22 protein-coding genes are annotated in these 26,526 nt (G+C 50.3%); 9 read left to right on the top strand and 13 right to left on the bottom strand.

All coding sequences use genetic code 11. The features are described 5' to 3' along the window. Positions 1-31 precede the first annotated feature (31 nt). Positions 32-946: an ABC transporter ATP-binding protein gene (locus tag Pan241w_RS07605; protein WP_198000384.1), complete on the bottom strand. Its 915-nt coding sequence runs from the start codon at positions 944-946 to the stop codon at positions 32-34. A 21-nt stretch (positions 947-967) separates the two neighbouring features. After that, a complete protein-coding gene (locus Pan241w_RS07600) occupies positions 968-1,417 on the bottom strand; it encodes a GntR family transcriptional regulator (protein WP_198000383.1) in 450 nt (149 codons plus the stop codon). Positions 1,418-1,653: 236 nt separating this feature from the next. Here Pan241w_RS07600 and Pan241w_RS07595 point away from each other — a divergent pair, with 236 nt between their 5' ends. Next, entirely contained in the window at positions 1,654-2,901 is a 1,248-nt protein-coding gene (locus Pan241w_RS07595) for a hypothetical protein (protein WP_145213266.1), read from the top strand. Positions 2,902-3,009: 108 nt separating this feature from the next. Here Pan241w_RS07595 and Pan241w_RS07590 read toward each other — a convergent pair whose 3' ends face one another. After that, a complete protein-coding gene (locus Pan241w_RS07590; RefSeq protein ID WP_145213264.1) occupies positions 3,010-4,209 on the bottom strand; it encodes an aminotransferase class V-fold PLP-dependent enzyme in 1,200 nt (399 codons plus the stop codon). A gap of 350 nt (positions 4,210-4,559) precedes the next feature. Between Pan241w_RS07590 and Pan241w_RS07585 the strand changes: the two genes are divergently transcribed. Continuing rightward, positions 4,560-5,225: a response regulator gene (locus Pan241w_RS07585; RefSeq protein ID WP_145213261.1), complete on the top strand. Its 666-nt coding sequence runs from the start codon at positions 4,560-4,562 to the stop codon at positions 5,223-5,225. A gap of 245 nt (positions 5,226-5,470) precedes the next feature. Then, positions 5,471-5,848: a rhodanese-like domain-containing protein gene (locus Pan241w_RS07580; protein WP_145213258.1), complete on the top strand. Its 378-nt coding sequence runs from the start codon at positions 5,471-5,473 to the stop codon at positions 5,846-5,848. Between the two features lie 426 nt (positions 5,849-6,274). Here the strand turns inward: Pan241w_RS07580 and Pan241w_RS07575 are convergent, their stop codons facing one another. From Pan241w_RS07575 to Pan241w_RS07560, 4 genes are all read right to left on the bottom strand, one after another. Continuing rightward, positions 6,275-6,523, bottom strand: coding sequence for a BON domain-containing protein (locus Pan241w_RS07575; RefSeq protein ID WP_198000382.1), 249 nt, complete (start codon positions 6,521-6,523; stop codon positions 6,275-6,277). A gap of 111 nt (positions 6,524-6,634) precedes the next feature. Then, on the bottom strand, positions 6,635-7,123 hold the full coding sequence (locus tag Pan241w_RS07570) for an Hsp20/alpha crystallin family protein (protein WP_145213250.1): 489 nt from the start codon (positions 7,121-7,123) through the stop codon (positions 6,635-6,637). A 120-nt stretch (positions 7,124-7,243) separates the two neighbouring features. Further along, positions 7,244-7,441: a carbon storage regulator gene (locus Pan241w_RS07565; RefSeq protein ID WP_145213247.1), complete on the bottom strand. Its 198-nt coding sequence runs from the start codon at positions 7,439-7,441 to the stop codon at positions 7,244-7,246. Further along, a complete protein-coding gene (locus tag Pan241w_RS07560) occupies positions 7,413-7,760 on the bottom strand; it encodes a hypothetical protein (protein WP_145213244.1) in 348 nt (115 codons plus the stop codon). The genes Pan241w_RS07565 and Pan241w_RS07560 overlap by 29 nt, the downstream gene beginning before the upstream one ends. A gap of 503 nt (positions 7,761-8,263) precedes the next feature. Here Pan241w_RS07560 and Pan241w_RS07555 point away from each other — a divergent pair. The 3 genes from Pan241w_RS07555 to Pan241w_RS07545 all read left to right on the top strand — a co-directional run bounded on the left by Pan241w_RS07555 (position 8,264) and on the right by Pan241w_RS07545 (position 13,068). Next, positions 8,264-9,715, top strand: a complete 1,452-nt coding sequence (locus Pan241w_RS07555; RefSeq protein ID WP_145213241.1) for a PAS domain S-box protein — start codon at positions 8,264-8,266, stop codon at positions 9,713-9,715. 195 nt (positions 9,716-9,910) lie between these two features. Then, on the top strand, positions 9,911-11,317 hold the full coding sequence (locus tag Pan241w_RS07550; protein ID WP_145213238.1) for a magnesium chelatase: 1,407 nt from the start codon (positions 9,911-9,913) through the stop codon (positions 11,315-11,317). Positions 11,318-11,367: 50 nt separating this feature from the next. Then, positions 11,368-13,068, top strand: a complete 1,701-nt coding sequence (locus tag Pan241w_RS07545; protein ID WP_145213235.1) for a vWA domain-containing protein — start codon at positions 11,368-11,370, stop codon at positions 13,066-13,068. Positions 13,069-13,072: 4 nt separating this feature from the next. Here the strand turns inward: Pan241w_RS07545 and Pan241w_RS07540 are convergent, their stop codons facing one another. From Pan241w_RS07540 to Pan241w_RS07515, 6 genes are all read right to left on the bottom strand, one after another. Continuing rightward, positions 13,073-14,266, bottom strand: a complete 1,194-nt coding sequence (locus Pan241w_RS07540) for a multiheme c-type cytochrome (RefSeq protein ID WP_198000381.1) — start codon at positions 14,264-14,266, stop codon at positions 13,073-13,075. A 237-nt stretch (positions 14,267-14,503) separates the two neighbouring features. Continuing rightward, positions 14,504-14,908, bottom strand: coding sequence for a hypothetical protein (locus Pan241w_RS07535; RefSeq protein ID WP_145213229.1), 405 nt, complete (start codon positions 14,906-14,908; stop codon positions 14,504-14,506). Positions 14,909-14,992: 84 nt separating this feature from the next. Continuing rightward, the gene (locus Pan241w_RS07530) at positions 14,993-16,099 is read right to left on the bottom strand and encodes a DUF1559 domain-containing protein (protein WP_145213226.1); all 1,107 of its coding nucleotides are present in this window, start codon (positions 16,097-16,099) and stop codon (positions 14,993-14,995) included. A 126-nt stretch (positions 16,100-16,225) separates the two neighbouring features. Beyond that, entirely contained in the window at positions 16,226-17,524 is a 1,299-nt protein-coding gene (locus Pan241w_RS07525) for a tetratricopeptide repeat protein (RefSeq protein WP_145213223.1), read from the bottom strand. Next, a complete protein-coding gene (locus tag Pan241w_RS07520; protein ID WP_145213220.1) occupies positions 17,521-18,555 on the bottom strand; it encodes a hypothetical protein in 1,035 nt (344 codons plus the stop codon). The genes Pan241w_RS07525 and Pan241w_RS07520 overlap by 4 nt, the downstream gene beginning before the upstream one ends. A gap of 450 nt (positions 18,556-19,005) precedes the next feature. Next, on the bottom strand, positions 19,006-22,341 hold the full coding sequence (locus Pan241w_RS07515; protein ID WP_145213217.1) for a LamG-like jellyroll fold domain-containing protein: 3,336 nt from the start codon (positions 22,339-22,341) through the stop codon (positions 19,006-19,008). Between the two features lie 322 nt (positions 22,342-22,663). Between Pan241w_RS07515 and Pan241w_RS07510 the strand changes: the two genes are divergently transcribed. From Pan241w_RS07510 to Pan241w_RS07500, 3 genes are read left to right on the top strand one after another with little or no spacing between them, the layout of a single operon-like run. Continuing rightward, on the top strand, positions 22,664-23,473 hold the full coding sequence (locus Pan241w_RS07510) for an HAD-IIB family hydrolase (RefSeq protein ID WP_198000380.1): 810 nt from the start codon (positions 22,664-22,666) through the stop codon (positions 23,471-23,473). Between the two features lie 58 nt (positions 23,474-23,531). Continuing rightward, positions 23,532-24,752 (top strand): glycosyltransferase family protein, encoded by a 1,221-nt coding sequence (locus tag Pan241w_RS07505; RefSeq protein ID WP_145213211.1) that lies wholly within the window; start codon positions 23,532-23,534, stop codon positions 24,750-24,752. 4 nt (positions 24,753-24,756) lie between these two features. Beyond that, positions 24,757-26,517 carry a sugar phosphorylase gene (locus tag Pan241w_RS07500; RefSeq protein ID WP_145213207.1) on the top strand — a complete coding sequence of 587 codons (1,761 nt, stop codon included), beginning with the start codon at positions 24,757-24,759 and terminating at the stop codon, positions 26,515-26,517. Positions 26,518-26,526 lie beyond the last annotated feature (9 nt).

The following is a 26,526-nucleotide window of genomic DNA, read 5'->3' as shown; positions in this document are numbered from 1 at the left end:
TTATTTGATCACGCTTTAAACAGCTTGAATGTCACACCACAACCGGAGTGCCCGCCTGAGGCCAGCCATGCGTGCGACCAATAACAAACGCTTCAAAAATTTCGTCCAGACTCAAATTCACGACTTCATGATCGATCCCGAGTTCGGTCAAGCGCTCCACAAAGTCTGCCGCCCCATCAATGGTCAAGATCAACTGGTCTTCCAGGCGCTGGACATCGAGCAGTCCTGCTGGAGGTGAGACTTCAGTGATCTCAATGGCATTCACGACAATGCGCTTGACTTCGCTCCGCAGTGTTTCAGTCTCTGATTGCCGAATAATTCTGCCACCATCCAAAATCGCCACTGCGTCCGCGACCGCTTCGACTTCATCGAGCAAATGCGAACTGAACAGCACCGTCCGCCCTGCTGCCTGCAGATGCTCGATCAGATCGCGATTGAATTCCTTGCGGGCGATCGTATCCAGACCTAATGCGGGATCATCCAGAACTACCACGTTTGGTTGATGCGCAAGGGCCAGTGTTAAACCGAGTTTGACATTTTGTCCCTTGGAAAGCTGATCGATTCGCTGGTGGCGGGGAATGTGAAACCGCTCCAGATAATCATCGGCGAGCGCCTGATTCCACGCAGGATAAAATGGATACAGGAAATGACAGAGTTCGATCGCAGTCATCCAGCCATACATGGTCTGATCTTCTGCCAGATAGCCAACACGACGACGCAACTCAACCGCTTCCCGCGATGGATCGCAACCACCAACTTCGATAGACCCGCTATCCGGTTTCAATAATCCGAGCAGGATGCGAATCAACGTGGTTTTCCCGGTCCCGTTTCTCCCCAGCAGCGCCAGTGTCTGACCGCGGGGGATTTCCAGTGACACATTTTCCAGCACAATTTTCGCACCAAATTGCTGATGCACCTGATGAATTTTGATCGCCGCTTCTGACATGAGCATCTCCTGATGTAAGTGTTAAGCCGTTCGGGTTTCCGACTCGCGTGACCGTTGCGCAGAAGCTTCTGCTTTAAGTTCCCGTTTCGCATCTGCAATCGATGCGGTAAGCATTTTCCGCAATTCAGTCGCCGTCAGCCCCAATAAAATGCCACGATGGATGACCGTAGAAAACTCTAATGAAAACTGATTGCGCTGTTCTGCCATTTGTTGAGAATTCTCTGCCTTAGCAGACTGTGGCAATACAAACGTCCCTTCTCCGTGACGCATTTCGACCAGCCCTTCGGCAGACAACCGCTCATAAACACGAACGACCGTGTTCACATTGACAGCCAACCGCTGTGCCAGCTTGCGCACAGAAGGCAAGCTATCCCCTGGTTTTAAGGTTCCAGAAAGACAATGCGCCCGGATCTGTTCCATGATCTGCCGCGAAATTGGTGTCGCTGAACCACGTTCAATTCGAATATGCATAATGATCTCCCAAAGAGTACACAGTACTATAACAGTATCTATCTTCGGGTCAAGATCCTTTTTTGCATTTCGGAATTTATGGTACTCTTGATTCTTCTGAGCTTCCTTGAAGAATCGCGGGGAATTCCACATAGTAAACATAAACAACCACTGATCTATTTTAACTTGTCGATTGTTTTCATTCCTTTGACCTGGAGTGTCTCGCTAACCTGCACCTGAGAAACAGGAGAGAATACATGTCGCATATGAACCGGCGAACCTGGCTTCAGCATGCTTCGTCCGCCTCCCTCCCCTTGTTGTTATCAAACACAACCCGCGCTGCAGACACGCCCGCACGCCCCAAGTTACCTGTTGCAGCGATCGTCACGGAATATACGCCAAACTCCCACGCTGACGTGCTGGTGGGAAAAATCCTCTCAGGATTCCAGCAGCAAGGAGGAACAGGGCCTGACCTGTATCTCGCCTCTTTGTTTACCGATCAGGTTCCGAAACGCGACCTGAGCCGGAAAATGTCGCGTCAATATCAGTTCCCGATTTCCAAGACCATTGAAGAAGCAATCACGCTGGGAACCGACCAGGTTCAAGTCGCCGGGGTTCTGAGTATTGGAGAACATGGAAAGTACCCGCACACGCCGAAAACTAATCAGCACATGTATCCCCGCAAACGTTTTTTTGATGAAATTACCGCGACCTTCCAAAAGTACCACAAGGCAGTCCCCGTATTTAATGATAAGCACCTGGGTTATCGCTGGCAGGATGCGAAAGCCATGTATGACATTTCCCGCAAACTGAACTTTCCGTTGATGGCGGGTTCTTCATTGCCGGTGACGTGGCGTGAACCGGCAATGACGCTGCCCGAAGATTGCGAAATTGAAGCAGTCTTATCTGTCGGTCGTGGCCACTTTGAAGCACACGGGTTCCACACACTCGAAGCACAGCAAACTTTGATTGAACGTCGAAATGGCCCCACCGGTGTCACTGCCGTGCAGACAGCGCGGGGGGCACAGATCTGGGAGGCAGAACGGCAGGGTCTGTGGGAAAGGCCTATGTTACAAGCGGCATTGGATGTGATCCCCAATGTCGCCAAGGGAGACTGGGAGGATATTTTGAAAGACAACAGCGCCTTCTATTTTCTGGAACATCAGGACGGTTTGAGAAGTACCATCGCGATGGCCAACCGACTCAGCCGGCACTACGCGGTCGCGGTGAAACTGCGCGGCCAGAAAAAACCGCTGGCAACATGGTTCAAACTGGAACTCAATCCCCCCTTCGGCCATTTCGCTTATCTGCTCAAAGCCATCGAACAAATGATTCACACGGGTCAGGCCTCATATCCAGTCGAACGCACATTACTCACAACGGGGATTCTAGACGCGGTGATGCATAGCCTGGCGAGTAAAGGTAAACGAATCGAAACGCCGCAGTTGGCGATCGCTTATGAACATGGCAACTGGCCTTTTGCGAACCAGAATTCGAAACACTAGAGCGAATCACCATTGATCATCGCGTACTTCATTCTAATATACTCGGTCCAAACGGCTATGGAGACGCTACAGTAAACCTGAACACAGGCTAAATTTCAGAGACCCGGATTACTTCAATTCTTCGCATAGTCGTGTTGCTATCGTTCGAGCGTGCTCTGCAGTGAGACACAGCGGATTGATCGTCAGTATCCCTTCCTGCAATCGGGCATGGTTGACATAGATAGACGGCGATCCCTGACGTAATCTTTGACAAACTTCAAACGCGGTTCCTACAGCGTCTTCATCAATATGAATATCCAATAGAGGCCAGCGTTCGCTGCTGATTGGCGTGGCCAGATAACAGGTGGCGTGGACCTGTGCGAGTTCCAGTTCTTCTCCGATCATTTCCAGCCAGGACTGGAATTCCTGATTCTGCGCGTCGTACGCTCCCGAAGCAAACAGGTCTAACGCAGTCAGGAACGCCATAATTTCTTCCTTGGAAACCTTGAGCGCCCTGCCAATTCCATGTCGGGGGATTCCCTGAAATAATGACGTATCGATCAAATCAGCGGGAGGCTGCCAGAGTTCGAAATGATCATCCATATCAAGCATCTGTAACGCGGCTGAAGAAATCAACTCGCGTTTGCCACATAGCAGACCGGTGGACTGTGGCCCGCGAATCGCCTTCCCCCCGCTGAAGGCAACCAGATCGGCCCCCGTGGCAGCAATCGCTTTGAGATTGTCGCGGGGAGGCAGTTCACCGGCCGCATCGACTAGAACCGGTAACTCATGCTGCCGCGCGACTTCCACAACTTCGGCCAATGCCGGTTGTGAATCAGCCGCATTTACATACACGATGCCCGCAGTTTTCTCGGTAATCGCCGACGCATATTCCCAGCTTTCCGTGCGACGCACGCCGGCATTGGAAACAATTTCGTTGAAGCCGACCTCGACCAGCCTTGCTCCCGCGGCGCGGACGGCATGATCATAGCCGCTGCGCTGTTCCCGCGCGATGATGAATTCATGGGGAAACTCTTCGCAGTGCGGCAGCTGTTCGATCCGTCGCATGTTGTGTCCCGCCAGAATCGCAGCCGTTCCCAACGTCAATGCCCCCGCAGCACCGGAAGTGACCAACCCTGCTTCCGTCCCTGTATGCGCGGCGATTTTTTTTGAAGCGGCGGCCTGCAGCTGCTCTAACGGAACCCACTCACCGGCGGCTTCGCGAAACGCTTCCAATACCTGCGAAGGCATCGGTGCCCCGCCCAGCCGCGTCACACTGCCGCAAGCATTAATGATCGGCTCCACACCGAAACGTTGATAGATACTCATCAGTGTCTGTCTCTCTGAAGGTCTAGAAAATGTGAGGAACTGAATCGCTTTGAAAAAGCAGGAACATTGACACCAAGCATCAGGGCGGATAATGCGAGTCTATCTTAAAGTAACCGCAGGATCCTGGTAAAGGGGCCAGAACCCCGGAAACGATGATCCCAGAGTAAAAACAGACACTTATTCGAATTCCCAAAATTGAAAGAAACATGCTCTTTCGGACAATTTTGTCTAGTTGTATAATGATACTTAGAGAGCGCAGGAGGCAGGAAAAGTCTCTGAGTTTTCGAAGCAGGTTCTTAGCGTCAGCTCTGCAATCAAATTATGAGTGAACGAGGTGGGAGCATCATTTTATGAGCAATTCAAATCAGCAAAAAACGCGAATTATGATTGTCGATGACCACCCAATTGTAAGAGAAGGATATTCGCGACTGATTGAACGGGAACCGGATCTTCAAGTCTGCGCAGAAGCAGACAGCAAAGTCGGTGCGATCAAACAGGTGATGAACGATCCGCCAGACCTGATCATCGTTGATATTTCGCTGAAAGATGGAAGTGGTCTGGAATTGATCAAAGATATCAAATCACAATTCAAACAGATCAAAATGCTGACGGTTTCCATGCATGATGAAACCTTATTTGCAGAACGGTGTATTCGGGCAGGCGCATTAGGCTTTGTGAATAAACAACAGGCCCCGGAGCAGCTCATCGAAGCCATTTATCGGGTGCTGAAAGGGAAGGTCTTTCTCAGTTCCGAAATTACAGAGCGTATGATCTGCCGCTCGATTGGTTCAGATAATTACTCCAATGAATCTCCCATTGAAAGTCTCTCCGATCGTGAACTGGAAGTCTTTGAGCAGATCGGTCAGGGCGAAACGACGCGGCAGATTGCCGAAAAGCTGAATCTGAGCCCCAAAACGGTAGAGACGTACCGGGAAAATATCAAACACAAGTTGGACCTGGAAAACGCAACCGAATTAACCCGCAATGCAATCCAATGGGTGCTTGAAAAACAATAGTCTCATCAGCTTTTACCAACATTCCATGTTCTTCCAGTTCACCTTCACACTTCTACTGGGGCATTTCCCGATAGCAGCATCAGAAATTCACCCTCGTGATGTCGCTCTTTCAGCCTGATATTTATCTTCTTTGATCTTAATAAAATAAGGTGGAAAGTAGGCGGGCACACTTCCAATGATTTTAGAAGTACAAAAAAGAATGAGGGCAAAGCCGCTCAAGAGTTTTGTACAACAGGGTCGAGACCATGGTGACCATCAGCAGAAATGATTTACAAGGGCTCATCGTATCATGTCCTGATTTGAAACTGGTCGAGGTGTTGCCCGAAGCATGCTATCAAAAGTTTCACTTACGCGGCGCCATTAATATTCCACTCGACCCACAGTTTGATGAGCTATTCCTGCAGATGTTCCCAGATAAAAGTCAAACGATCATTGTTTACAGTCTGAATTTCGAATGTAAACTTTCCGAACAGGCGGTACAGCGTCTGCAGGAACTGGGTTACCGGAATATTTATGATTATGAGCCTGGCAAAATCGACTGGAACGCCGCGCAGCTTCCCGTCGAACATGGTACGCCGAAGTCAGCGCCCTTTGGGAAACAACAGGGATTTCTCTTTCTCTGAGCAGCCTGCTCAAAGTCGTGTACTGAGATCACAACACGCCGTCACTGCAGAAAAATCAGAGTGCCTTTTGCTGGCACACAACATGGGTCACGGGTGAAGACGAGACCTGCTGCATGCCAGCATGTTGACAAGGCCAATGCAATGCAGCTCATAAGCATCGCAAATTCCATTCGATGAAATCTCACACAGGCGAGCCAGATAGCGTTTATTTATTGGTTTTGAGTGTGATTCTCATGATTATAACCTTACCGAAATCGGTATTAACCGCGGCTAACGCCGTGCGGCTGATCCGGTTTTTGGTGATTTCCCAGCCGGAATGACTTATTAGCCGAAGGGCGTTAGCCCCGGTTCTTTCCATTTGCAAAGAGGCATTCGAATTAAGAAACGCTACCTGGGCGGCCCTACAAGAACTGTGTCTCTACAGCATCAAAACTGAGAAAACTCTCGTTCCACAACCAGGTCATTACTTAATGACTTGACCCCATCGACAGACAAAGCCCGGGTCTGAGCCACCTGCTTCATAAAATTGGTGGGAACATCGCCTGCCAGAAAGACCTGTCCCCGATCGACCATCACGCGCACTTGAGCTAAAGGAACATAGCCGGAGGTCCTTAAAGCGCGTTTGACTCGTGCAATGAGCTGATTGTCTGGATTGGGAAGCAATCTGCTTCGCATCTCTCCTTGTAGTTTCACCATACTCTCCTTAGTTTTTTGTATTACAAAAGCTCTCAATCCGATGGATTTCAAAAACAGGCTTCCCCAAGCGTGTCAGCTTCGATTGTCATCTCAGGATTTCGTTTTTACAGTGACTTTATGTGGCTTTCTGAAATCAGACTTGGGAAGTTTTACGGTCAACACACCATCCGCACACTCTGCTTCAATGTGTTCACTCTGCACTTCACAAGGCAATTTGACAGACCGGGAAAAGCGGCCGCTCGTCCGTTCAATTCGATGAAAGGTTTTCCCTTTTTCCTCTTTCTCTTCTTTTCGCTCTCCCGTGATCAGCAACGAATTCCCAATCACTTCCACTTCAATCTCTTCGGGTTGAATTCCTGGTACATCCAGTTTCACTTCGATTGCGTCATCCGTTTCCGACATGTCCAGCATGGCATTGAAACCGACCGCGATCCCTCCATCACCGGAGAACGTGCTCAACAGATTGTCCATTTCATCTCGAAGCGTTCCCAAAGGAGCCCTGCCCCAAAATGAACTGAGCCCTGGTAAGCCTCGATCGGATCGTGCCACAGTTCCTCGAATCGCTGGTTTGAGTGTCATTTCATTCTCCTCCGTTACTGAATTAAATCTCACGCCACAGGCTGTGTACCAACCGAAAGAGATAGCCCCTATCCTCCCTCCTCAGGGAACTCCTGATGAGATTCGTCAAAGGGCGAGTGCCTACTCCCCAAACTGCTCGACCAGACACAGCTCAGGTTCACTTACAGGCGCTGGTGGAACCTCACTTCGTCGGATCGGTACTTTGCGCGGGCATTCAATGCCCAGCTTGACTTTTCCGCCATGAACCCTGACGACAGTCAAAACGATATCGTCGGCAATCCGAATCGATTCATTTTTTTTTCGAGTTAAAACGAGCATGACGTCCTTTCCCTGAAATCTGTGTGCGTGAAATATGGTTCTGACAGCAATAACGTGCCAAAAACGCAAGCCGTTGCAGTGTCACTTGATCAAACAAGTGCAGACGTTGCCGACAATCTGCATTCAAAACAGAGGGATTGGCAGCTTTAATTACCCGCACCAGTTCTTCCTTTGCCATCTGGCGGATCTGTTCATTCGCCAGATCAGCAATTAACCCATGATCTAATGCTTCTGCCTGCGCTTCCTGGAGAAATCGATTCCGGGAATGAGTGCCACTCTGTTTATGTTTTGATGCCGTTGAACTGTCTGTCGTTTTCATTGAGATCATTTCCTGGAGAGAGCGCTTGAACCAAGATGAAAAACACGAGACATCCCTGCCAGTTATGCTCAGAAGTTTTTTCACGACTCAAAGAGAGACGCCGAGATAGTACATTCCATACCAATTGAGCACACGAGCCCTGCCTTTGACCTGACTCTCTCGTACTATCTGCCCTTATGATGATTCATTTGTAAAACGAATTTTAAAGTGAATTTTCTGTTAATCTCAATCTGCTTAAGCTAAAACAGAGAATACCATTGCTCTACGCGAAACGCATTTCTTAAGTGAATCATCCAGTGTGGACTAGATTACAGACTCTGTCATTTTTGGAAAACGGGGATTCTTTCCGAAATTGAATAGGGGAATTCCCCAGTCAAATTCCAGCCGGTGCACAAAATCGCGGGATCTTATTTACAGACTCAGTACGAACAGGTATTTTGAAGTAGATATGAAAGGTTAAAGGGGGCTCATTGAATTTCACTTCCGGAAATAATTCGTCTAGCATGTCTAATCCGCAAGGCTTACCAGTTCTGCTGGTAGAACCAGATTCCGAATCACGGTCTCAGCTGATCCAGATCTTGTTGAGAGACGGCTATCGCATTGATATTGCAGAAACACAGGAACAAATGCTGGACCGAAATAATTGGTCTGACTATTTCCTGATCATTCTCGAGCACGATCTCCCTGATGGTAGAATTGACGAACTTCTCCCCCAGCTGAAACAGCTGGCCCCGCATGCCGAGTTACTGGTGGTCACATCTCAACACAGAATTGAAAACATGATCATCGCTTTTCGAAACGGTATTGCCGACTATTTTGTCAAACCAATTGACCCCGATCTCTTTCGTGCTTCCTTGAAACGAATCCTGCAAAACAAGACCGTCTCCAGCGAATTACGCCAGACGCAGGCACAACTCAAAGCCATTGTGGATACTGCCATTGAAGCGGTGATTACGATCAACCGCAAAGGCATCGTACAATCATTTAACCCGGCTGCTGAGAAAATGTTTGGTTATCAAGCCGAGGAAATCATCGATCAGAATGTCAGCATCCTGACTTCTCCCCCCACGCGAACACATCACGACGAATACATCGCCCGTTACCTGGAAACCGGGGAATCAGAAATCGTGGGAGCCAGACGGGAACTGAAAGCCTGCCGCCGCGATGGAACAACATTCCCGATTGAACTTTCGGTAACCGACATTCCTCAATTTGGCATCTTTGCCGGAATCATTGCTGATATCAGCGAACGCAAGCAGGCAGAGCAACAACAGAATGAATTGTCCCGCGCTATCGCCGTCGCCGGGCAGCAGGAACGCCGCAATCTTGCCAATATTCTGCACGATCATCTGCAACAGGTCCTGGTCGGAGTTCGCATCCACCTTGATATTGCCAAAAATGACACGACGGATGAAACGATTAAGCAGACACTGGTACGCGCCGATGAGCTATTGAATCAAGGGCTCGAAATCACTCGTTCTTTAACCGCAGAGCTGAATCCGGTTGTGTTACACGAAGAGGGGCTGGCGACCGCGGTGGAGTGGTTAGCTCAGAACATGAAAGAACGCTATAAGCTCAACGTGACTCTCGATCTCGATCAACGTGCCAACCCGAAAAGTGAAACCTCAAAAATTGTGTTATATGAATGCATCCGCGAGCTGCTGTTTAATGTCGTTAAGCATTCACAAACAGACGAAGCACATGTCAGTTTGAAACACTTGCCGAACCAGGATATTGAAGTGACTGTCTCAGATCAGGGAATTGGCTTTGACACAGAGCAACTTGATCACCAGCTTTCGGATGCCAGTGGAATTGGTCTGAGTAATGTCGAGTTCCGCCTGTCGCTTATTAAAGGAAAGTTCTGGCTGGAGTCTCAAGAGGGAGCAGGCACCACCGCACACATCATTGCCTACCTGAATTCCGATAAAGTCAGTGATCCCAATACAGGCGTCTGAAATCAGGAGGCGAGAATCCTTTTTCACTGAATCCAGAACCCCTGAACAACTGCACTATAGCCGCCGCTCCTGTTTCGTCTATGATAAATAGAGCCTTGATCTTTTCAGCGAACGAGTCGGCTTGCCTGACCTGTTCAGAGCAGTAATGTCTAAGAACTACAATCCCGCTTCATCACAGCAGAATGAGAATCCTTTATGAATCGTCCCACCAATCTGGCGGAACTTCGCGAAAGCGGTTGGCAAAGCAAAACGGTCAAACGTGAGATTTATGATAACTTAATGCGTGCTCTGCAGAGCGGCGAGGAACTCTTTCCCGGCATCGTCGGTTATGATGACACCGTCATTCCGGATATCGTGCTGGCGTTACTTTCAGAACATGACATGCTCTTCCTGGGAGAAAAAGGCCAGGCCAAAAGCCGCATCATGCGGTTACTCGTCCGTTTTCTCGACCCCGAAATCCCGTATCTCGACATTCCCGAATCGCCGGTCCACGACGATCCCTATCAACCGATTACCAGCACCGGTCGCAAATTCCTGGCAAACACTCCTGACCACGAAGTTCCTATTGCCTGGTGGTCCCGTGAAGACCGCTACGCCGAACGTCTGGCCCCCGGAACCAAATTCGCCGACGTCATTGGTGAAATCGATCCCGCCAAACTCGCGCACGGCGAAAGCATGTCAGCGGAAAGTGCCCTGCACTTCGGTCTGATTCCCCGCATGCATCGCGGCATCTTTGCCATGAATGAACTGCCGGAACTGGACGAACTCGTGCAGGTCGGCCTGTTCAATATTCTGGAAGAACGGGACGTCCAGATTCGCGGCTATCCAATCCGCTTCGATCTGGACATGCTGATTCTGTTCTCTTCCAATCCGTCCACTTTCAACCGGAGTGGAAAAGTGATCCCGCAGCTCAAAGACCGGATCGGCTCAGTCATTCACACGCATTACCCGCGTGACCGCAGCCTGGGGATTGAAATCATGGAACAGGAAGCCAACGTGGAACTGGACGGCGAAGTCCCGGTCGTCGTGCCTTATTTCATGCGGGAAATTATCGAGCAGATCACCGTCGCCGCCCGGGCTTCGAAGTATATTGACCACGATTCCGGCGTCAGTGCCCGCTTCAGCATCGCCAACTATCGCATGATGGTCGCTTCGGCCCGCCGCCGCGGCGCGGTCCTCGGCGAAAAACCGGCCGTCCCCCGCATCAGCGATCTGGGGCACCTCTATTCGTCTTCACTAGGGAAACTGGAACTGGATCTGATGGGAGCCAGCCAGATGTCCGAACGGCAGGTGCTCGACGCCATCATTGCCCAGGCGATTCAGGATGTATTTCAGGAATACATCGTCGAACATGGTCTGGCCGAGATCAGCGAAATCTTTGCACAAGGCATCAAAATCGAAGTCGGAGACATGCTGCCTTCATCGCAGTATGCAGATCGACTCAAACGGGTGCCCCCTATCTGGGACAAAGCCTTCGAAGTCAACGCCTCCGGCGACGAAGCGATTCGGGCGTCATGTATCGAATTCGTGCTGGCCGGCCTGTATGCCAACAGCAAAATTTCACGCTCGCAGGATCATGGTCGCATCACCTATGAAACCTGATCGAAATCCCGTTCTCAATTCACTCTCGTCAGAGAGATCGAGACATCAATATGACTGACAAACGACTGACCGGCGGCATTATTCATACGTACCAGAAGTATGATCCCAAGCGCATCCCCGACCCAATGCAGCCGCCCCCTGACTTGGTCTCTCCAGCACTCAACCATATGATGTATTATGGCTCGATGCGGGAACTGACCGAGGAAGAGCTGGCCCGCGCCATTCGCCTCGACCCCAGTCAAATCGCCGGCCTCGGCCCCAGTCTGGATGCACTGCTGGCGATGCTCGAAGAACGCAAACGCAAAATTCTTACCACCTACGAAACCGACAGCGTCCGCAAAAAAGCCCGCCGCAGCTATCGTGATTACGCAAAACACATGAAGCCCCCTCGACGGGTTAAAGACTTCTTTCATCAGGCGGTTCATGAAGAGCAGATCTATGACCTGGAGCGGCTCTGGTACAAAGTCAACGACGATCAGAGCCCCTTCTCGCAAGGGCTGGTCCAACTGGTCGATCGACTCGGCGACAAGTATGAAATTGACGAGCTGGCAGCTAATTACCATTTCACCGGTCGCACTTCGATGACGATCCCGGAAGCACTGGAAATCAAAGCAGAACTGGAAAAGATCGACGAACTGCTCAAGCAGATGGAAGAAGCCCGCGAGACCGCACAGATCGCGATCATCGACATGGAAGCCCTTTCCGAATTCACTCAGCCGGGGGATATGGAAACACTGGAAGCCCTGCAGAAACAGGTTCGGGACCTGATGCGCGAAATGGCCGATCAGCAGGGACTCGAGTTTTCCAAAGGCCAGTTCCGCTTGACTCCAAAAGCCTATCGCCTGTTCCAGAGCCGCATCCTCGAACGCATTTTCAGCGACCTGCAGGCATCACGCACCGGCCGCCATAGCGGCCCGGTGGTTGGCGAAGGGGCCGTCGAACTGCCGAGCACGAAGCCATACGAATTCGGCGATTCAGTCACAAATATGGATATCGTGCAATCCTTCACCAACGCCATTCTGCGCGACGGACCGGGACTACCGATCCAACTGAAGTCAGACGATCTAGTGATTCATAAAACCCGCAACGCGCCTAAATGTGCCACGACGGTATTGATGGATATGAGCGGCTCCATGCGGTATGAAGGACAATATGTCAATGTGAAGCAGATGGGATTGGCACTCGAAGCGTTGATTCGTGGTGAATTTCCCGGCGATTATCTGCAATTCATCGAGATGTATTCCTTCGCGAAACCGCGTACCGCCGGCGAGATCGTGGAGCTGATGCCCAAACCAGTCACGATCTTCGATCCTGTCGTCCGCCTGAAAGTGGATATGAGCGACGAACAGATCAGCGAGCAGATGGTGCCGCCGCACTTCACGAACATTCAACACGGACTGCAGCTCTCCCGGCACTTCCTCTCCACGCAGGACACGCCTAATCGACAAATCATCCTGATCACCGACGGCTTGCCCACCGCGCACTTTGAAGGTGAAATGCTGTATCTGCTATATCCGCCCGATCCGCAAACCGAAGCCGCCACGATGCGCGAAGCCCATTTATGCCAGCGCGAAGGCATCACCATCAATATCTTTCTGATTCCCAGCTGGTCCCAGTCCAGCGAAGACATCCAGTTCGCCCACCGGCTGGCCGAAGCCACCCAGGGCCGAGTCTTCTTCACCGCCGGCCGCGACCTCGACCGCTACGTCGTCTGGGACTACGTCAAACAACGCCGCGATATCATCAGCTAATTTTTCATTCTTTCGGTTTACGAATCCAGTGATCATGAAACTTGATGCCGGCCGTCCATTCGACAGCTGGCATGTGACAGTCAATGCAATCCCCCTGTGGCTTCACGGGGCAGACGGTTGACTGTACCTTGTCCTGGTGACACGACTTGCACTGCTGGATGTATTCTGCCCGATTGTGTGAGGTCGCATCGTGGGGATCATGACAATACGCGCACGAGAGCTGTCCCTCGGAATTCAGATAGCATTTGCTCTTCTTTAAACCGTACGGCTGAAAACGGGCCAGTTCATTTGGCTGCGCAGTCGAAGAAACACTGTTTTCATCCCGATGACACTGTGCACAGGCGGTGATGTATTGTTCCGCGTTATCGTAATTGATCAGTGGTTTACTTTCGTGACCGCGACCGATTTTCGCAAGTTCCGCATGTTGCTTACGAGGGCCGTGACAACGTTCACAGCCGATATTGGGAATGAATAAGTCAGCACGAACGGGCGCCCCCGGCGGCGGACCGACCGTCATGTGGCATCCCAGACATTCCAGCACTTCACGATGCTGCATGGGACGCCCAAAACACTCGATACTGTTCCGGTTATATTCATCGAACTGTTCATGATCGGGAGTCAGACCAAGGCCATTTTGATTAGTCAGCCAGGTCCAACGGAGTTCCACCCCCTGCCCCCGCTTTTCATCGACGGCAATCGCCGTGTGGGCATGGACTCCTGAGCCGAGCAACCAGGTCACCGGCAGTGCGGGCATCGTCGGATGCGTTTCATCCTGTACCAGAAATTGGCCGTCACGAGTTGAGAACGCCCACTTCTGATCACGGCGGGAATCTTGATAGACACCGGCTTTAACTAAAATGGCAGACAACTCGCTTTCCGGCATCCGCGTCACAGTATGCGAATGGCCGGAACGCTGGTGTGCTTCATATTCCTTACGGTGACAATCGGCGCAGGCTTGATCGCCGGCAAAATTAGCAGACAGAAACTGCTTCCAGGCAGCCGCAGGATCGCGATGAAATAACGCTGCCTCCGCTTGCTGCTTGCTACCAGTTCGTTTTTCAGTCTGAGAAGGAAGAGGCTCATCAGCGCAGGAAACGGCGATAGCCGTCATACTCAAAAGCAAGACGGCTATCAGCGTGTGCCTCAGTTTGCCGTTAACCTGCATCAACGGTGCCCTTCGTAAATCGGCGACATTCAACGGCACTTCCATTGTCTGGCTGGTGTAGACAGAAACAGCCCAGGTAGCGTTTCTTAATTCAAATTGTCCTTACAAATGAGGATGAACCGGGGCTAACACCCTTCGGCTGATAAGTCATTCTGACAGGCAAAGTATCCAAAAACAAGATCAGCCGCACGGCGTTAGCCGCGGTTAAAACCGACCTGGGTCAGGTTGCGGTCCTGGGAATCACATTCAAAACGAATCAATCAACACGACCTAACCCGGGAGCGGTGCTTCCTTGATTTTCCACTCTTTGCCCTCGCGCTGTAACTTCCAGGTCATTTGCGTTTCCGATTTGTCACCCGCCTTTTCTTTCGCAGCACTATCCCCTTCTTGAGAAGAGATCACTCCACCGATAATTTTGACAGGTACCGATGCCTCATCTCCATTGATCTCGGCGGTCCCGTCAACCACGAAGGCATATTTACCATAATCTTCGCGATTTTTGGGTGCAGCTCCGGAAACAAAGGCCGCCTGAAACATGTCTTCACTGCCACTCGCATCGCCCAGACCAACCACATGCGCATAGACGTTTTCTTCGGTCGTCAGCGGAGGTGCGGCACTTTCACCACAACCTGCCAACAACAGACAAGGAATCAAACATAAAATCCAGTTTTTCATCTTTCACTCACTTCCCAATCTATTTCATAAAAAGAACGCTACAGACACCATTGTCTGCAGCGTACTCTTGAAGCTCACACTCGTTTAAAATTCACCTATCGTTTCGCCATAGCGGATGGTGTTCAACGGCCGCCAGATCCCGGCGTTGTCGATATTATCACTAATGAAACGCACCGCGCCATCGGCCATCAGGGCATTGACTCCTCCCGTATGGTAGCTGCGGGCGGCAGCATAGACATCAGCTGTCGAACGCTCTTCAGTACAATTCAGATAAGGATAGGCGTCTGTGGGAATTGACGAGTCACATCCGGCCAACACATCGGCAACGCGGGCATTGGGATTATTATAGGCAGAGAAGATTGTCGCACCCATTGCCGGTGAAAACCAGACGCCGCGGATATCAACACTCACGCTTCCACCAAAACCGTCTGTTCCGACAACTTCACTGACCGCAACGGTATTGCTCATACCATCGACAAAGTCGCTGTCAGTCGATCCTTTATCCTGTTGAAAATGATCTCCCGAACCACCGGAAGGTATTGAGATTTTATCCTGCGTCGTGAAGTAACAGCCGAATGCCCCCCGCGTGCTGCGGCTTTCCCAGGAAAGCATATTCCCGGATCCCCAGCTAACGGCATAGTTATTTCCCTTTGCCAAAGATTCCAGCCCATATGAACCATCACTATAGTAGGAATTGTCTGTCGGAGCAGAAGGACAACTGTTAAATGCCGGCAAACGCTCACGACCAATATGATTCGGAGCCAGGTATTCACAATGATCCCAGGGGTTCGTCGTCGAGCTTCCCCTGATATTATCGGCACAGACTTTGACCTGATCCCACAACCCAGGCTGTTCCATGAAGGGTAGAATCATCACCAGCCAGTGGAATCCAATTTCATTCTGACCATGTTGCCAGCCCCCGGTTTTGAAACGATTCCCCGATTCATCATAACACAGATATCCGGGCGGGAATGAACCGTGAGTATCCAGGTGGTTGTGCAACGCAATCCCATACTGCTTGAGGTTATTCTTACACTGTGAGCGGCGTGCTGCTTCGCGCGCCTGCTGAACGGCGGGTAATAACAGGGCAATCAGAATGGCAATGATGGCAATCACCACCAGCAGTTCAATCAACGTAAAACCGCGACGCCATTTCTGTCTCGCCTGTTGCTGAAAACGTGAATGTTGCATGTACTTTTCTCCAAATTAAAACAATAAAAATAACCGATTCACCACCCCAGCCTGATCCGTGCTGGCAGTGGAATTACCAAAAATGACTCACAGTTTGCAGCCAGTAATCAATTTCCATTCTCAACGTCAGAGACTTCCCCTCCGCCAGACATTCAGACAACCAAAGTGCTGTTGCTGTAAAGAGGTAAGCAGTTTCTTTCCTGGTATCGCATAGCGAGACGCATTCAACGCCATCGCCTGTTGAGCATGATCTCGTGCTTTTGTCGTCTGTTGTGTATCTTCATAAAACTGGGCCAGTAGATAATGCTGGTCCGCTGTGGGAACCAGTGATAACGCCGATAAATACGCAACTTCTGCTTCCGCATAGTTCCCTCTTTTCCTTTCAGCAAATGCCATCCCTTTCCAGGCGGCGACGATTCCCGCCTGCTGCTGCTCTGAATACGGTAGTGATTTCCAGGCCTTCAGCGCCCGTTGATAGTACCGTTCGCTTTTCTCCCAATTCTCCTGCTGTTGATAGATGTTCCCCAGTAGCTGATAACTCAGTGGACTAGCTCCTGATTTTCCGGTCCAGGGTTCCAACAAGCGGATCGCTGCTGTGAGCTGGCCTAAAATGGAAAGCAAACGTGCTTGCTGAAAATGAAATTCTTCGCTTTGAACGGGACGCCGCTTCATGAACGCCAGGTTGCGTTCGATTTCGTAACAGTCCCGATCCAGATCGCGTGCCAGATCTCCCGCAGACGTGCCGCCTATGTTCTGCCAGGGCGACAACACACAGATCTCTCGCGTCAGTTTCCGCGCGTCTCCTAATCGTCCACTTCCGAGATATTCTTCCGTTTGCGTCACCATTTCATCGACCCGCGACTGAGTATAAAACGCAGGTACAACCAGAGCAGTAATACAAACCAACAGCCAGACCAAAGCTCCCTGGCGCGGCGTTGACGCTGATTCTTGATATCGAAACAAATTTCCGGCAAGCAAGAGCGAAGAAATCAGGAGCCAGAAGGCAATGGTCGGGCGCAATATAAATGACTCCCAGGCATCATCCTGCCCCAGAGTGACACTTGTCCGATCTCCCGTTAATGCCAGAAAAAGGATCCCGGCAGCCCCGATGAATAAAACGAATTCCACAGTCCAAAACAATACACGATTGTGCCGTTTTAAAACCCCGGTCATTGATTCCGCAAGCAGTATCGCCAAAGGCGACATGCATAGAAAACTGACCACAATGAGATCAGCGCGAACATAAGGCAGGCTCAATCCCCCTTCAACACGCACACTCCCTACCCACCAGCCAGCCAGAGACGTTAAAATGCCCGCGGTCACAAATGCCACCGTTCGACTCGCTGTCCGGCAGTCAAGCTCCGGCAGACTTTCTCTGCTGTCTGCCTGTAACTGATTTCGCGATTTCCGCTCCTGTTGTTTCATGCGGGCACGCGCCTCCGTGATTTCCAGATCAAGCCATCATAGGCGTAGTGCAGAAACGCCATGATTAAATTTGCCGTGAGCCAGAGTTCCAGCAGATGCGACTCCATCAGCCAGGCTCCCATTCCCAGAATCACGATAAAGACAGCTAACACAAGCCCCCAGCGAGGCATCAAACGGGTGAACAGCGCCGTCGTTGGTTTACCTGATTTCTGCGTACGATCCACCGACCAGCTGACAATCGCCAGATATTCAATGGAATGAAAGAGTGCAGACGCCGTCGTCAATACCAGCAACATCATGGGATTTTTCATGACGACCGCCCCTAACATTGCCAGATAAAGCGTCATCACACTGGTGAAATAGAGACAACGTCCCACCGTTTCTGCACGCAACTGCCAGAGTTCACGCAGAACCATGCCGGCCGGAATGGCAGCGAATAGAGTATCGACCACGCCCCATCCCTGACTATCAGCAGATCCCAGTGAGACCCAGCTGGCAATTCGAAATGTGACATACAATAAAAACGTGCGCATCAGCCATTTATCAATCCGCGCACGACGGGGAGAGATGCCGCCGTTTTTTCGGCCATAGATACTATAAATACCGTGATGCTGGGCGGCGAAATGCCAGGCGTTCCAGATGTAATCGATGGTCAACAGACAGGTCAGTGCGCCTGTCGAAATCTTCACAGCGACGGGAATCGTCAATAAGCAGACCGTGATCAAAAGATATTTCATCTTATTTGCCTGCAGTCGGTCCCGTTCCAGAAACAGGAGCGCTGGTGTGATCCAGCGATGAGGCGTTGTAATGAAATAAATCTGCCAGAAGCTGATGCCGCTCTGAATTTCCAGACCGCCCCACCACTGAAACAAAACCAGTAAAGGCCAACCGAGATTCGCCAGAAAGAGCAAATCGTATTTGGGGTCAACCAGCCACGCTGTCTGCAGCGATTGCCGAAAGCTTCCCGCAGCCGCTTCTGATCGCTCTGAAGCAGCTTGAGGTAAAAAAGCAGGTTGTGAGATTTGTGACATAGTTTTGTTACACCAATTTGATTTCAGAGCACCAAAACCTTTTGATGATGAAAGCAACCGCAGCTCACAGTGAAAGTAAAATGAAAGGCTTCAAACCAGATGCCTCATAATTCGCAATAAGTTTGACGGTCATCTTAGGCGTGGTTTGTTAAGAATCTGTGAGCAATTAAAGAAATAGCCTTTACAGAATCCCCTGAAAAAAAAGACTCTGCTGCTGTTGTCTTATTCAACCAAATAATTTTTTAAATTAATGTTTCGTGAATTTCAGATTGATCTATCAAGAAGAAATCAGAATGGGAGCAGGAATATTGCGATCAAGCCCGATAGAGTTGAAGTGTGATTCAGGCGCAGAATCTCAGCCAACAGCACGTTTCAGCGTCTGTCTTGTGGTAGAGATTTCAGAAGCAGTGAAGACATAGCGGAAAACAGACGCTCGTCCCCCTACCCAGCTCAGCCGGCCGGCTGTTCGGGGTTGAAGCCTTTAATATTCAGACCATGCGGTTTGACCGCAGAATTGTCATCGATCACCCGTATAAAGGCGGAAGTCTCCTTGCCGGAAGCCAGTTCTCTGACACGCACACGCCAGATCCCAGCTTTGTCATTGGGCGCAATCTGAATCTGAAACGTCTGCACGCCCCCTTTCAGCGCCCGGTAACCGGAAAACTCGGCAACGCGTCCTTCTGCATCCTCAATGGAGACTTCGACGGGAATGACCGCAGCGACTGGTCGATTTTTCGGGTCCAGGACTTTCATCGAAATGGTACCACTCTCCCCCCGTTTCAGCTGTTTGGGGGCAGTTACATCAACACGATCCAGTGGCTGCTCCGTCGCCAGATAAATGCCGCCCGCACCAGGCGCCAGTTGAATCGAGGCAGCCCGTTTCCCAGCGGACTCTTTTAACGAAACCGGCCGATGATGAACCAGGTCATACAGATACCCCTTGGAACGGTTCAAGGACAATGTCGTCTTCGCAGGTAAGCCGTTTTCCATTACACGACCATGTTGACCGACATAGTCACCAAATTCACGATGATCGTTCACCAGGAAAATATAGTCTGCGTGACTTCCCTGACGACAATAGGGAACGACATCGGAGTTCGACGAATCGACAGCCCTCACATATCTTCCCGCCAGTGCTTGACGCACTTCCTGTGCTTTTTTCTGCAATTCCCGTTTATCCAGGTCGGCTTTGCCGGTTCGTTTATAGGAAGCAATCACCAGATCTGCGTTCACCGCCGGAGCAACCCGCTCATCGGCAACGACGATTCCCCCGCGTTTCTGAAAGGCTTCGATTTCGTTTAAGATCGATTCAGTAATGACGTCGCAATCCATCATGAACAGAACTTTATACTGATCGAGACCGTGCTGTTGGATTGTTTCATCAAAGACGACATCAGTTTGAAGCCCGGCCCACTGCAGCATCTGATGGGCGTCCCCCAGCCAGTAACCGTTCCAACCATAGGTGCCTCTGCGTGCAAAGACCTGAGCAGCAAAGCTCTCATAAAAGGCAATATCATTTTTGGCAGCAGGCATCGTTTTCAATGCCGGGCCTAACGGCTGGACCACTTCCTGGATCAAGCGTGTCAGCTCATGCTGTGTCTGAGAATTGGTATAGCGATAGCCACCGGTTGTTTCTGTCGGCACCAGTGATTGCCAGCCATGATACATAATCCCCTTAATCGGACGGGAAATCTTGGCCCAGAATGCTTCCCGTAAATGCAGGGGCGCGATCGTAATAAATGGCGCATCAGGCTGCTCACGTTCCCAACTCGCCTGCTGCGGGGATTCCTGATCTGTTTTTTTCGCTTGCGGTGCGGTTTGCGAACGATACCAGATGATCTGTGTCATCTTCATCACATCCTGATGCTTTTGGGACCCGCGCGCCATCGCAAACAGTTCATCCAGGACGACATTAATGCGAATCGGATCGGGATAGGAATACGTCCAGTGCGAGAGATAATCCACATTCCCGCCAGATCCAAACACGCTGGCCACACGCATAGCAGGATCGTACCAGGTCCAGATTTTCTTATCCGTTGAGTTCAACCCCCGTTCCAGATCGCTGTTAAGATCATTCCAGCCATCACCGGTTTTCCAGTGCCATTTGTAATAGACGTAAAGCGGATGATCGTCTTTCACGATACGACTGGAAGGAAAATCCTTCAGACGTCGATAGTCAACACCCCGTGGCGGTCCTGCTTCTGAGGGAATTTCGATTCCGGCAAACTTTTTGAAGGCGGCTCGATCATGATCATGAAAACAGGGACGCGAATGCCCACGCACCTCGGTATGCAACAGGGCAGAATCGAACGCAGGATAATCGCCATAAGTCTGCACCATGGAGACCCCGACGTTGTAACAAAACTGTTTGATCTCGGGAATCACAGGACAGATATCTTCCCGACTGGCAGGATGGGTTCCATCACGGTTCACCCGCTGTAAGTTCTCCCGGCTGCGCAGATAGGATCCCGGCGAAAGTGAGGCATAAAAGGAAACCCCATTCGCGAGACCCCGGTCCAAACCTGCTCGCAGCGTTTTCACATTCTCTTCCGTGTCTGCCAGTGTCGGTTTTTCCGCTTGCCAGATTTTGGAATAATTAGCACGAACTCCAGCCGCATGCGTAAAACCAATCTGTTTGAGCCGCTCAATCTCATTGATGCCGGCCCCCCACATCACAACTGGAAAACGATTGGGTAACGGTCGCGGAACAATCTGAATCGGAAAGGATGCGGCGGCTGTTGCTTCCTGCCCGTCACCTGCTTTCAATTTGGCGCTCAATTCATACTTGTCCGGACGCAATGCGGTATTAAGAGGAAATGAAACAGTGCGCGGCTGACCTGGCGCCAGTTTTTTCAGCGTGGAAGTTCCTTGAACCAGTCCATTTAAGGACCAGGTCACAGTTGCTTCCGGTAACTGGGTTCGCTGCAGATTCGTAATATCAAAATCGAGTGTCCGCTTGGGTTCCATGCGAATAAAACAGGATCGCTGTGAGACACGTTCAAAACGCACGGGACGAAATTCAAGTTCCCCTTCGCTGATCCGCACCTGATCAATCAGACCGGGGAAGCCACCATAATTGCTCCCATTCCGATCACCGATCGTCAATGGTCTAGATCCAGGAGTAATCGAGCCGGCACTCGTAATCGTTTTCTCTCCTTGGGGAATCCCATTGATCAAAAACTGCCCACGACCGGCTCCGTTATAAATAAAAGCAACGTGATACCAGGTGCCCTTTTCCAGCTTCAACGGATTCGAATACCAGGTCTCTGAAAAGTCTCCGAAACCCAGCACCGCTTTCAAGGTGCGTGTGCCGGACCGCCCTGCCCGAGTAAACAGCAACTGGTAGTCGGTATGGCTCACATATTTTTTATCGAGCAGAAAAGCAGAATGGGCTTTGTCAAAATCGTCCTCAGGCTTGATCCACATCTCCAGTGTAAATGCCCCACGCGGAGAGAGACGAGGAGAATCTTTTACAATTGCCCAATGCCGTTTGTCTTCCACAGGAAACCCCGGAAATGAACGCAAGGCAGCGCCAAATCGTCCCTGGGATTCAATGACCGCACCATCAAACGTCGCTGTCTGCTGATTGCCGGAAAGATCGGCTCCGGGTGTTCCTCCATCAAAGGTCCAGAGCCCCAGAACATGCTTCCCAACGGCATTCTTCTGTGTGTACTGAGATTGCCACGGCTCCCGAAGCGTCTGCTGAATTGGTCCTTCAGCATGCAATTCCGGGGAGAGATTGAAAATGATTAACAACAAAACAAGCTGCTGAATTCGCCTGAGCATGAGTAAGCACCCGCTGATCGCATCTGATGGGAATGAAGAACCTCTCTAATATTTTCTAAATTCAGTTTAGCAATAAGCACCATGAATAAAAACTGAGCGTTCTATCACACTTGCCTAGATTGATTCCATCGGGAGCCAGATCGTAAATAGAGGAATCGAGTAGGTTTAACCGAGTTTCGTACTCCCTTTGTTTACTGACTTCAATCCTGTTATGATTCCTGTGGCTCTCCTGCGTGAGCGCAGCGCTTCGTTTTCTGAATCTGTCCTTTCAACCCTTAGTCCTCTTCAGATGCCTGCAAAATCTACTGATATGAAAGAACACATGCCGCCTCTGATCGTAATGACGGATCTGGACGGAACTCTGTTAGATCACGATACGTATTCGTTCGCCCCGGCGGTCCCCGTAATGGAACGTCTGCGCGCAACGGGGATTCCTCTCATTTTGAATACCAGTAAAACGGCAGCGGAATTAGCGTCTCTTCGCACCACACTCCAGAACACAGATCCTTATGTCGTAGAAAACGGCTCGGCCATTTATCTGCCTGCGGATCAGAAGGGACAAACTGCACATAAAACAGGAGACCAGGTGCATATTTTAGGGGCACGTCGGTCTGAAATACTCTCTGTCATTCAAAATATCCGGGCAGAGGAAAAATTCCAGTTCACTGGATTTACGGATATGGAAGTCTCTGAAGTCATTGCATATACGGGATTATCGGAATCCGATTCCCGGCTGGCGATGACCCGAGAATTCTCCGAACCGCTAATTTGGCAGGACTCGGCACATCAATTGCGTAAGTTTGAAGCACTGATTGCCAATCATGGTCTGCGGCTGCTGATAGGTGGCCGGTTTGTGCATGTGATTGGCGCGTGTGACAAAGGAAAATGTCTGCATTGGTTACGGGAGCGTTTTACTGACTCGTATGGTGCACAACCCACGTTTGTAGCACTGGGCGATAGCCAGAATGACGTTGCCATGTTGAATGCAGCAGACATTGCCGTCATTGTGCGCTCGTCCCATCATGAACCACCCGATCTTGAGAAGCAATCTTCGGTCGTTATTACTGAAGACACAGGTCCACAAGGATGGGCCAACGCGTTAACCCAAATACTGGATGAAACACTGATCTGATCTTTCTGACCTGATCATTCTGGTTTTGGCGCTCAAGCTTTGATTACGGAGGTCTGGTATGGGAGACTTTTACCAAAACGGTATCATTACCACTTTACACAACCTCTCTTCACGTTCGACGGAAGAGATGGAAGCCGAGTTAGTCCGATTTGCCGAAGTCCGCCCGATGAGCCTGGTTCTCCCCTGTCTCTACAGCGAACTGGAAGGGCCCGCCCTTGATAAAATTGTGACGGAACTGGCGAAAGTCGAGTATCTGCACGAAATTGTCATCGGCCTGGATCGGGCTGACGAAACGCAATACAAACATGCCATCCAGTTTTTCAGTCGCCTGCCTCAGAATCATCGCATTCTCTGGAATGATGGCCCACGAATGCAGGCTGTCAACAGAATGCTACAGGAACAGGATCTGGCACCAAAGGAACTCGGAAAAGGCTGCAACGTCTGGTACTGTCTCGGCTATATTCTGGCCCAGGGAACCACATCCTCGGTCGCACTGCATGATTGTGATATTCTGACGTACGATCGCAGCCTGCTCGCGCGATTGGTTTATCCGGTTGCCAACCCCAGCTTTAATTATCAATTCTGTAAAGGCTACTACGCACGTGTGGCAGACAGCAAGATGAATGGTCGCGTCACCCGATTATTAGTGACGCCCTTAATGCGTGCCTTGAAAAAAATTCTGGGGTCACTGGATTATCTCGAATATCTGGACAGCTATCGTTACCCACTGGCGGGTGAATTTTCATTTCGCGTGGATGTGATTAACGACATTCGAATCCCCAGCGACTGGGGACTGGAAATCGGTGTGCTGTCTGAAGTGAATCGTAATTATTCGACAAACCGCTTATGCCAGGTTGACATCGCCGACAAGTATGATCATAAACACCAGAATTTATCCGTCGAAGACGCCCAGGCGGGATTATCAAAAATGTCGATTGATATTGCCAAAGGAGTTTTTCGGAAACTGGCCACCAATGGTGTTGTGTTTTCGACCGAAACCTTTCGTTCGATCAAAGCCACCTACTATCGCATTGCTCTGGACTTTATCGAGACATATCGTAACGATGCGACCATTAATGGTTTGAAGTTTGATGTGCATAACGAAGAGAAGGCGGTCGAATTATTCGCGGAAAATGTATTAAAAGCCGGTCTCCATTTTCTGGAAAACCCGATGGAGACGCCGTTCATCCCCAGTTGGAATCGGGTGCAAAGCGCGATTCCGGATATATTCAGACATCTGTGTTACGCCGTTGATGATGACTACCGGGAGTTTTCCTGAAAATATGATTGAACCTGTCGAACATTCCGCAATCAGTGAGTACCGATTCCTCGTCGAAAATCACTTGCGGGTTATTTATCCGGAGATTGACCATAGCGCCTTCGCCCAGACTTTGATTGATATCATGGCCCCGGATGGGAATTGCCAGACACCGGAAACACACCAGAACCACTGGGATCAACGTGATACCGTGATGATTACCTATGGCGACAGTCTGCTCACGGAGGGGCAGCCGCCACTGGAAACATTGTTGCAGTTTTCAGAATCGTTTCTCAAAGAAACGATCAACAGCATCCATATTCTTCCATTTTTCCCCTTCAGCTCCGACGATGGCTTTTCCATCATCGACTACGGGCAAGTCAATCCAAAGCTGGGAAACTGGGATCATATCAACGCGATTGCCGACGAGTTTCGCCTGATGTCAGACCTGGTAATCAATCACTGTTCGAGTCAGAGTGAATGGTTTCAACAATTCAAACGAGGAGAATCACCGGGTAAAGATTACTTCTTCTGCGGCAGCCCGGATGACGATCTCTCCGAGGTTGTTCGTCCGCGAACCAACAGTTTATTGCAGCGGATCGATACGCCAGAAGGCCCTCGCTATGCGTGGTGTACTTTCAGCTTCGATCAGGTCGATTTAAATTTTGCGAATCCGCATTTACTGCAGGAAATTGTTAAAGTCGTCAAATTATATCTTGATCACGGCGTTCAAATTTTCCGTCTGGATGCGGTCGCATTTCTCTGGAAAACCGTCGGCACGAATTGTTTGAGTCTGCCGGAGACCCATGAACTTGTGCGTCTGTTTCGCACATTGATTCAATTTGTCTCGCCCCATGCCATGATCATCACCGAGACCAATATTCCAAACCGCGAGAACCTGGCTTATTTTGGAAACTCAAACGAAGCGCATGCCATCTATAATTTTTCCCTGCCCCCCTTGCTGGTGAATGCACTGCTCTGCGGGAGTTGCCAGCATTTAAAAACATGGATGATGAGCATGCCCCCGGCGCTGCATGGTACAACCTATCTGAACTTCATTGCTTCGCACGACGGGATCGGCCTGCGGCCCGCGGAAGGGTTAATGGATGAAGACGAAATCAATAATATGGTTTCGATGATGGAACAATTTGGCGCTCGAATTTCAATGCGCTCACTCCCGGATGGCGGCATGCGGCCTTATGAAATTAATATTTCATTATTCGACGCCATGCGCGGGACCCTGGACGGCGAAGACGAATGGCAAATTGAACGTTTCTTCTGTGCGCATGCCATCATGTTTGCGCTGGAAGGAATTCCCGCTGTTTACATACATAGTTTTCTGGGCACGAGAAATGATCAAGTCGCCGTCGAACAAACGGGGCAAAATCGTTCGATCAACCGTCATCGCTGGGACTATGACCAACTACAGACACAACTGGCAAATGAAAAATCAACGCACGCACGCGTCTTTAAAGGCATCTGCCACCTGTTAAAAGTACGGCGGCGGCAGCCCGCGTTTCATCCGAATGCAACACAATTTACGCTGCACCTGGGTAATAGCGTATTTGCATTCTGGCGTCAGAGTATGGATCGTCAACAAAGTATTTTCGCGATTAATAATGTCACTAACCAGGAACAAATTGTCCCCTTATCAGAAATCAATCTGATAGGCACCGATTCCTGGGTCGATTTAATCAGCGGCGAATTATATACCAATCTCAGAGGCGATCTGGTTCTTAAACCCTATCAGGTGATCTGGCTGACCAATTTATTACAGCAGACTTAGTAGAGTCAG

This window comes from Gimesia alba (genome assembly GCF_007744675.1).
In the GTDB taxonomy this organism is placed as follows: domain Bacteria; phylum Planctomycetota; class Planctomycetia; order Planctomycetales; family Planctomycetaceae; genus Gimesia; species Gimesia alba.
Note: the sequence above shows the minus strand (reverse complement) of the source record. Positions and strands in the feature narration are given on the sequence as shown.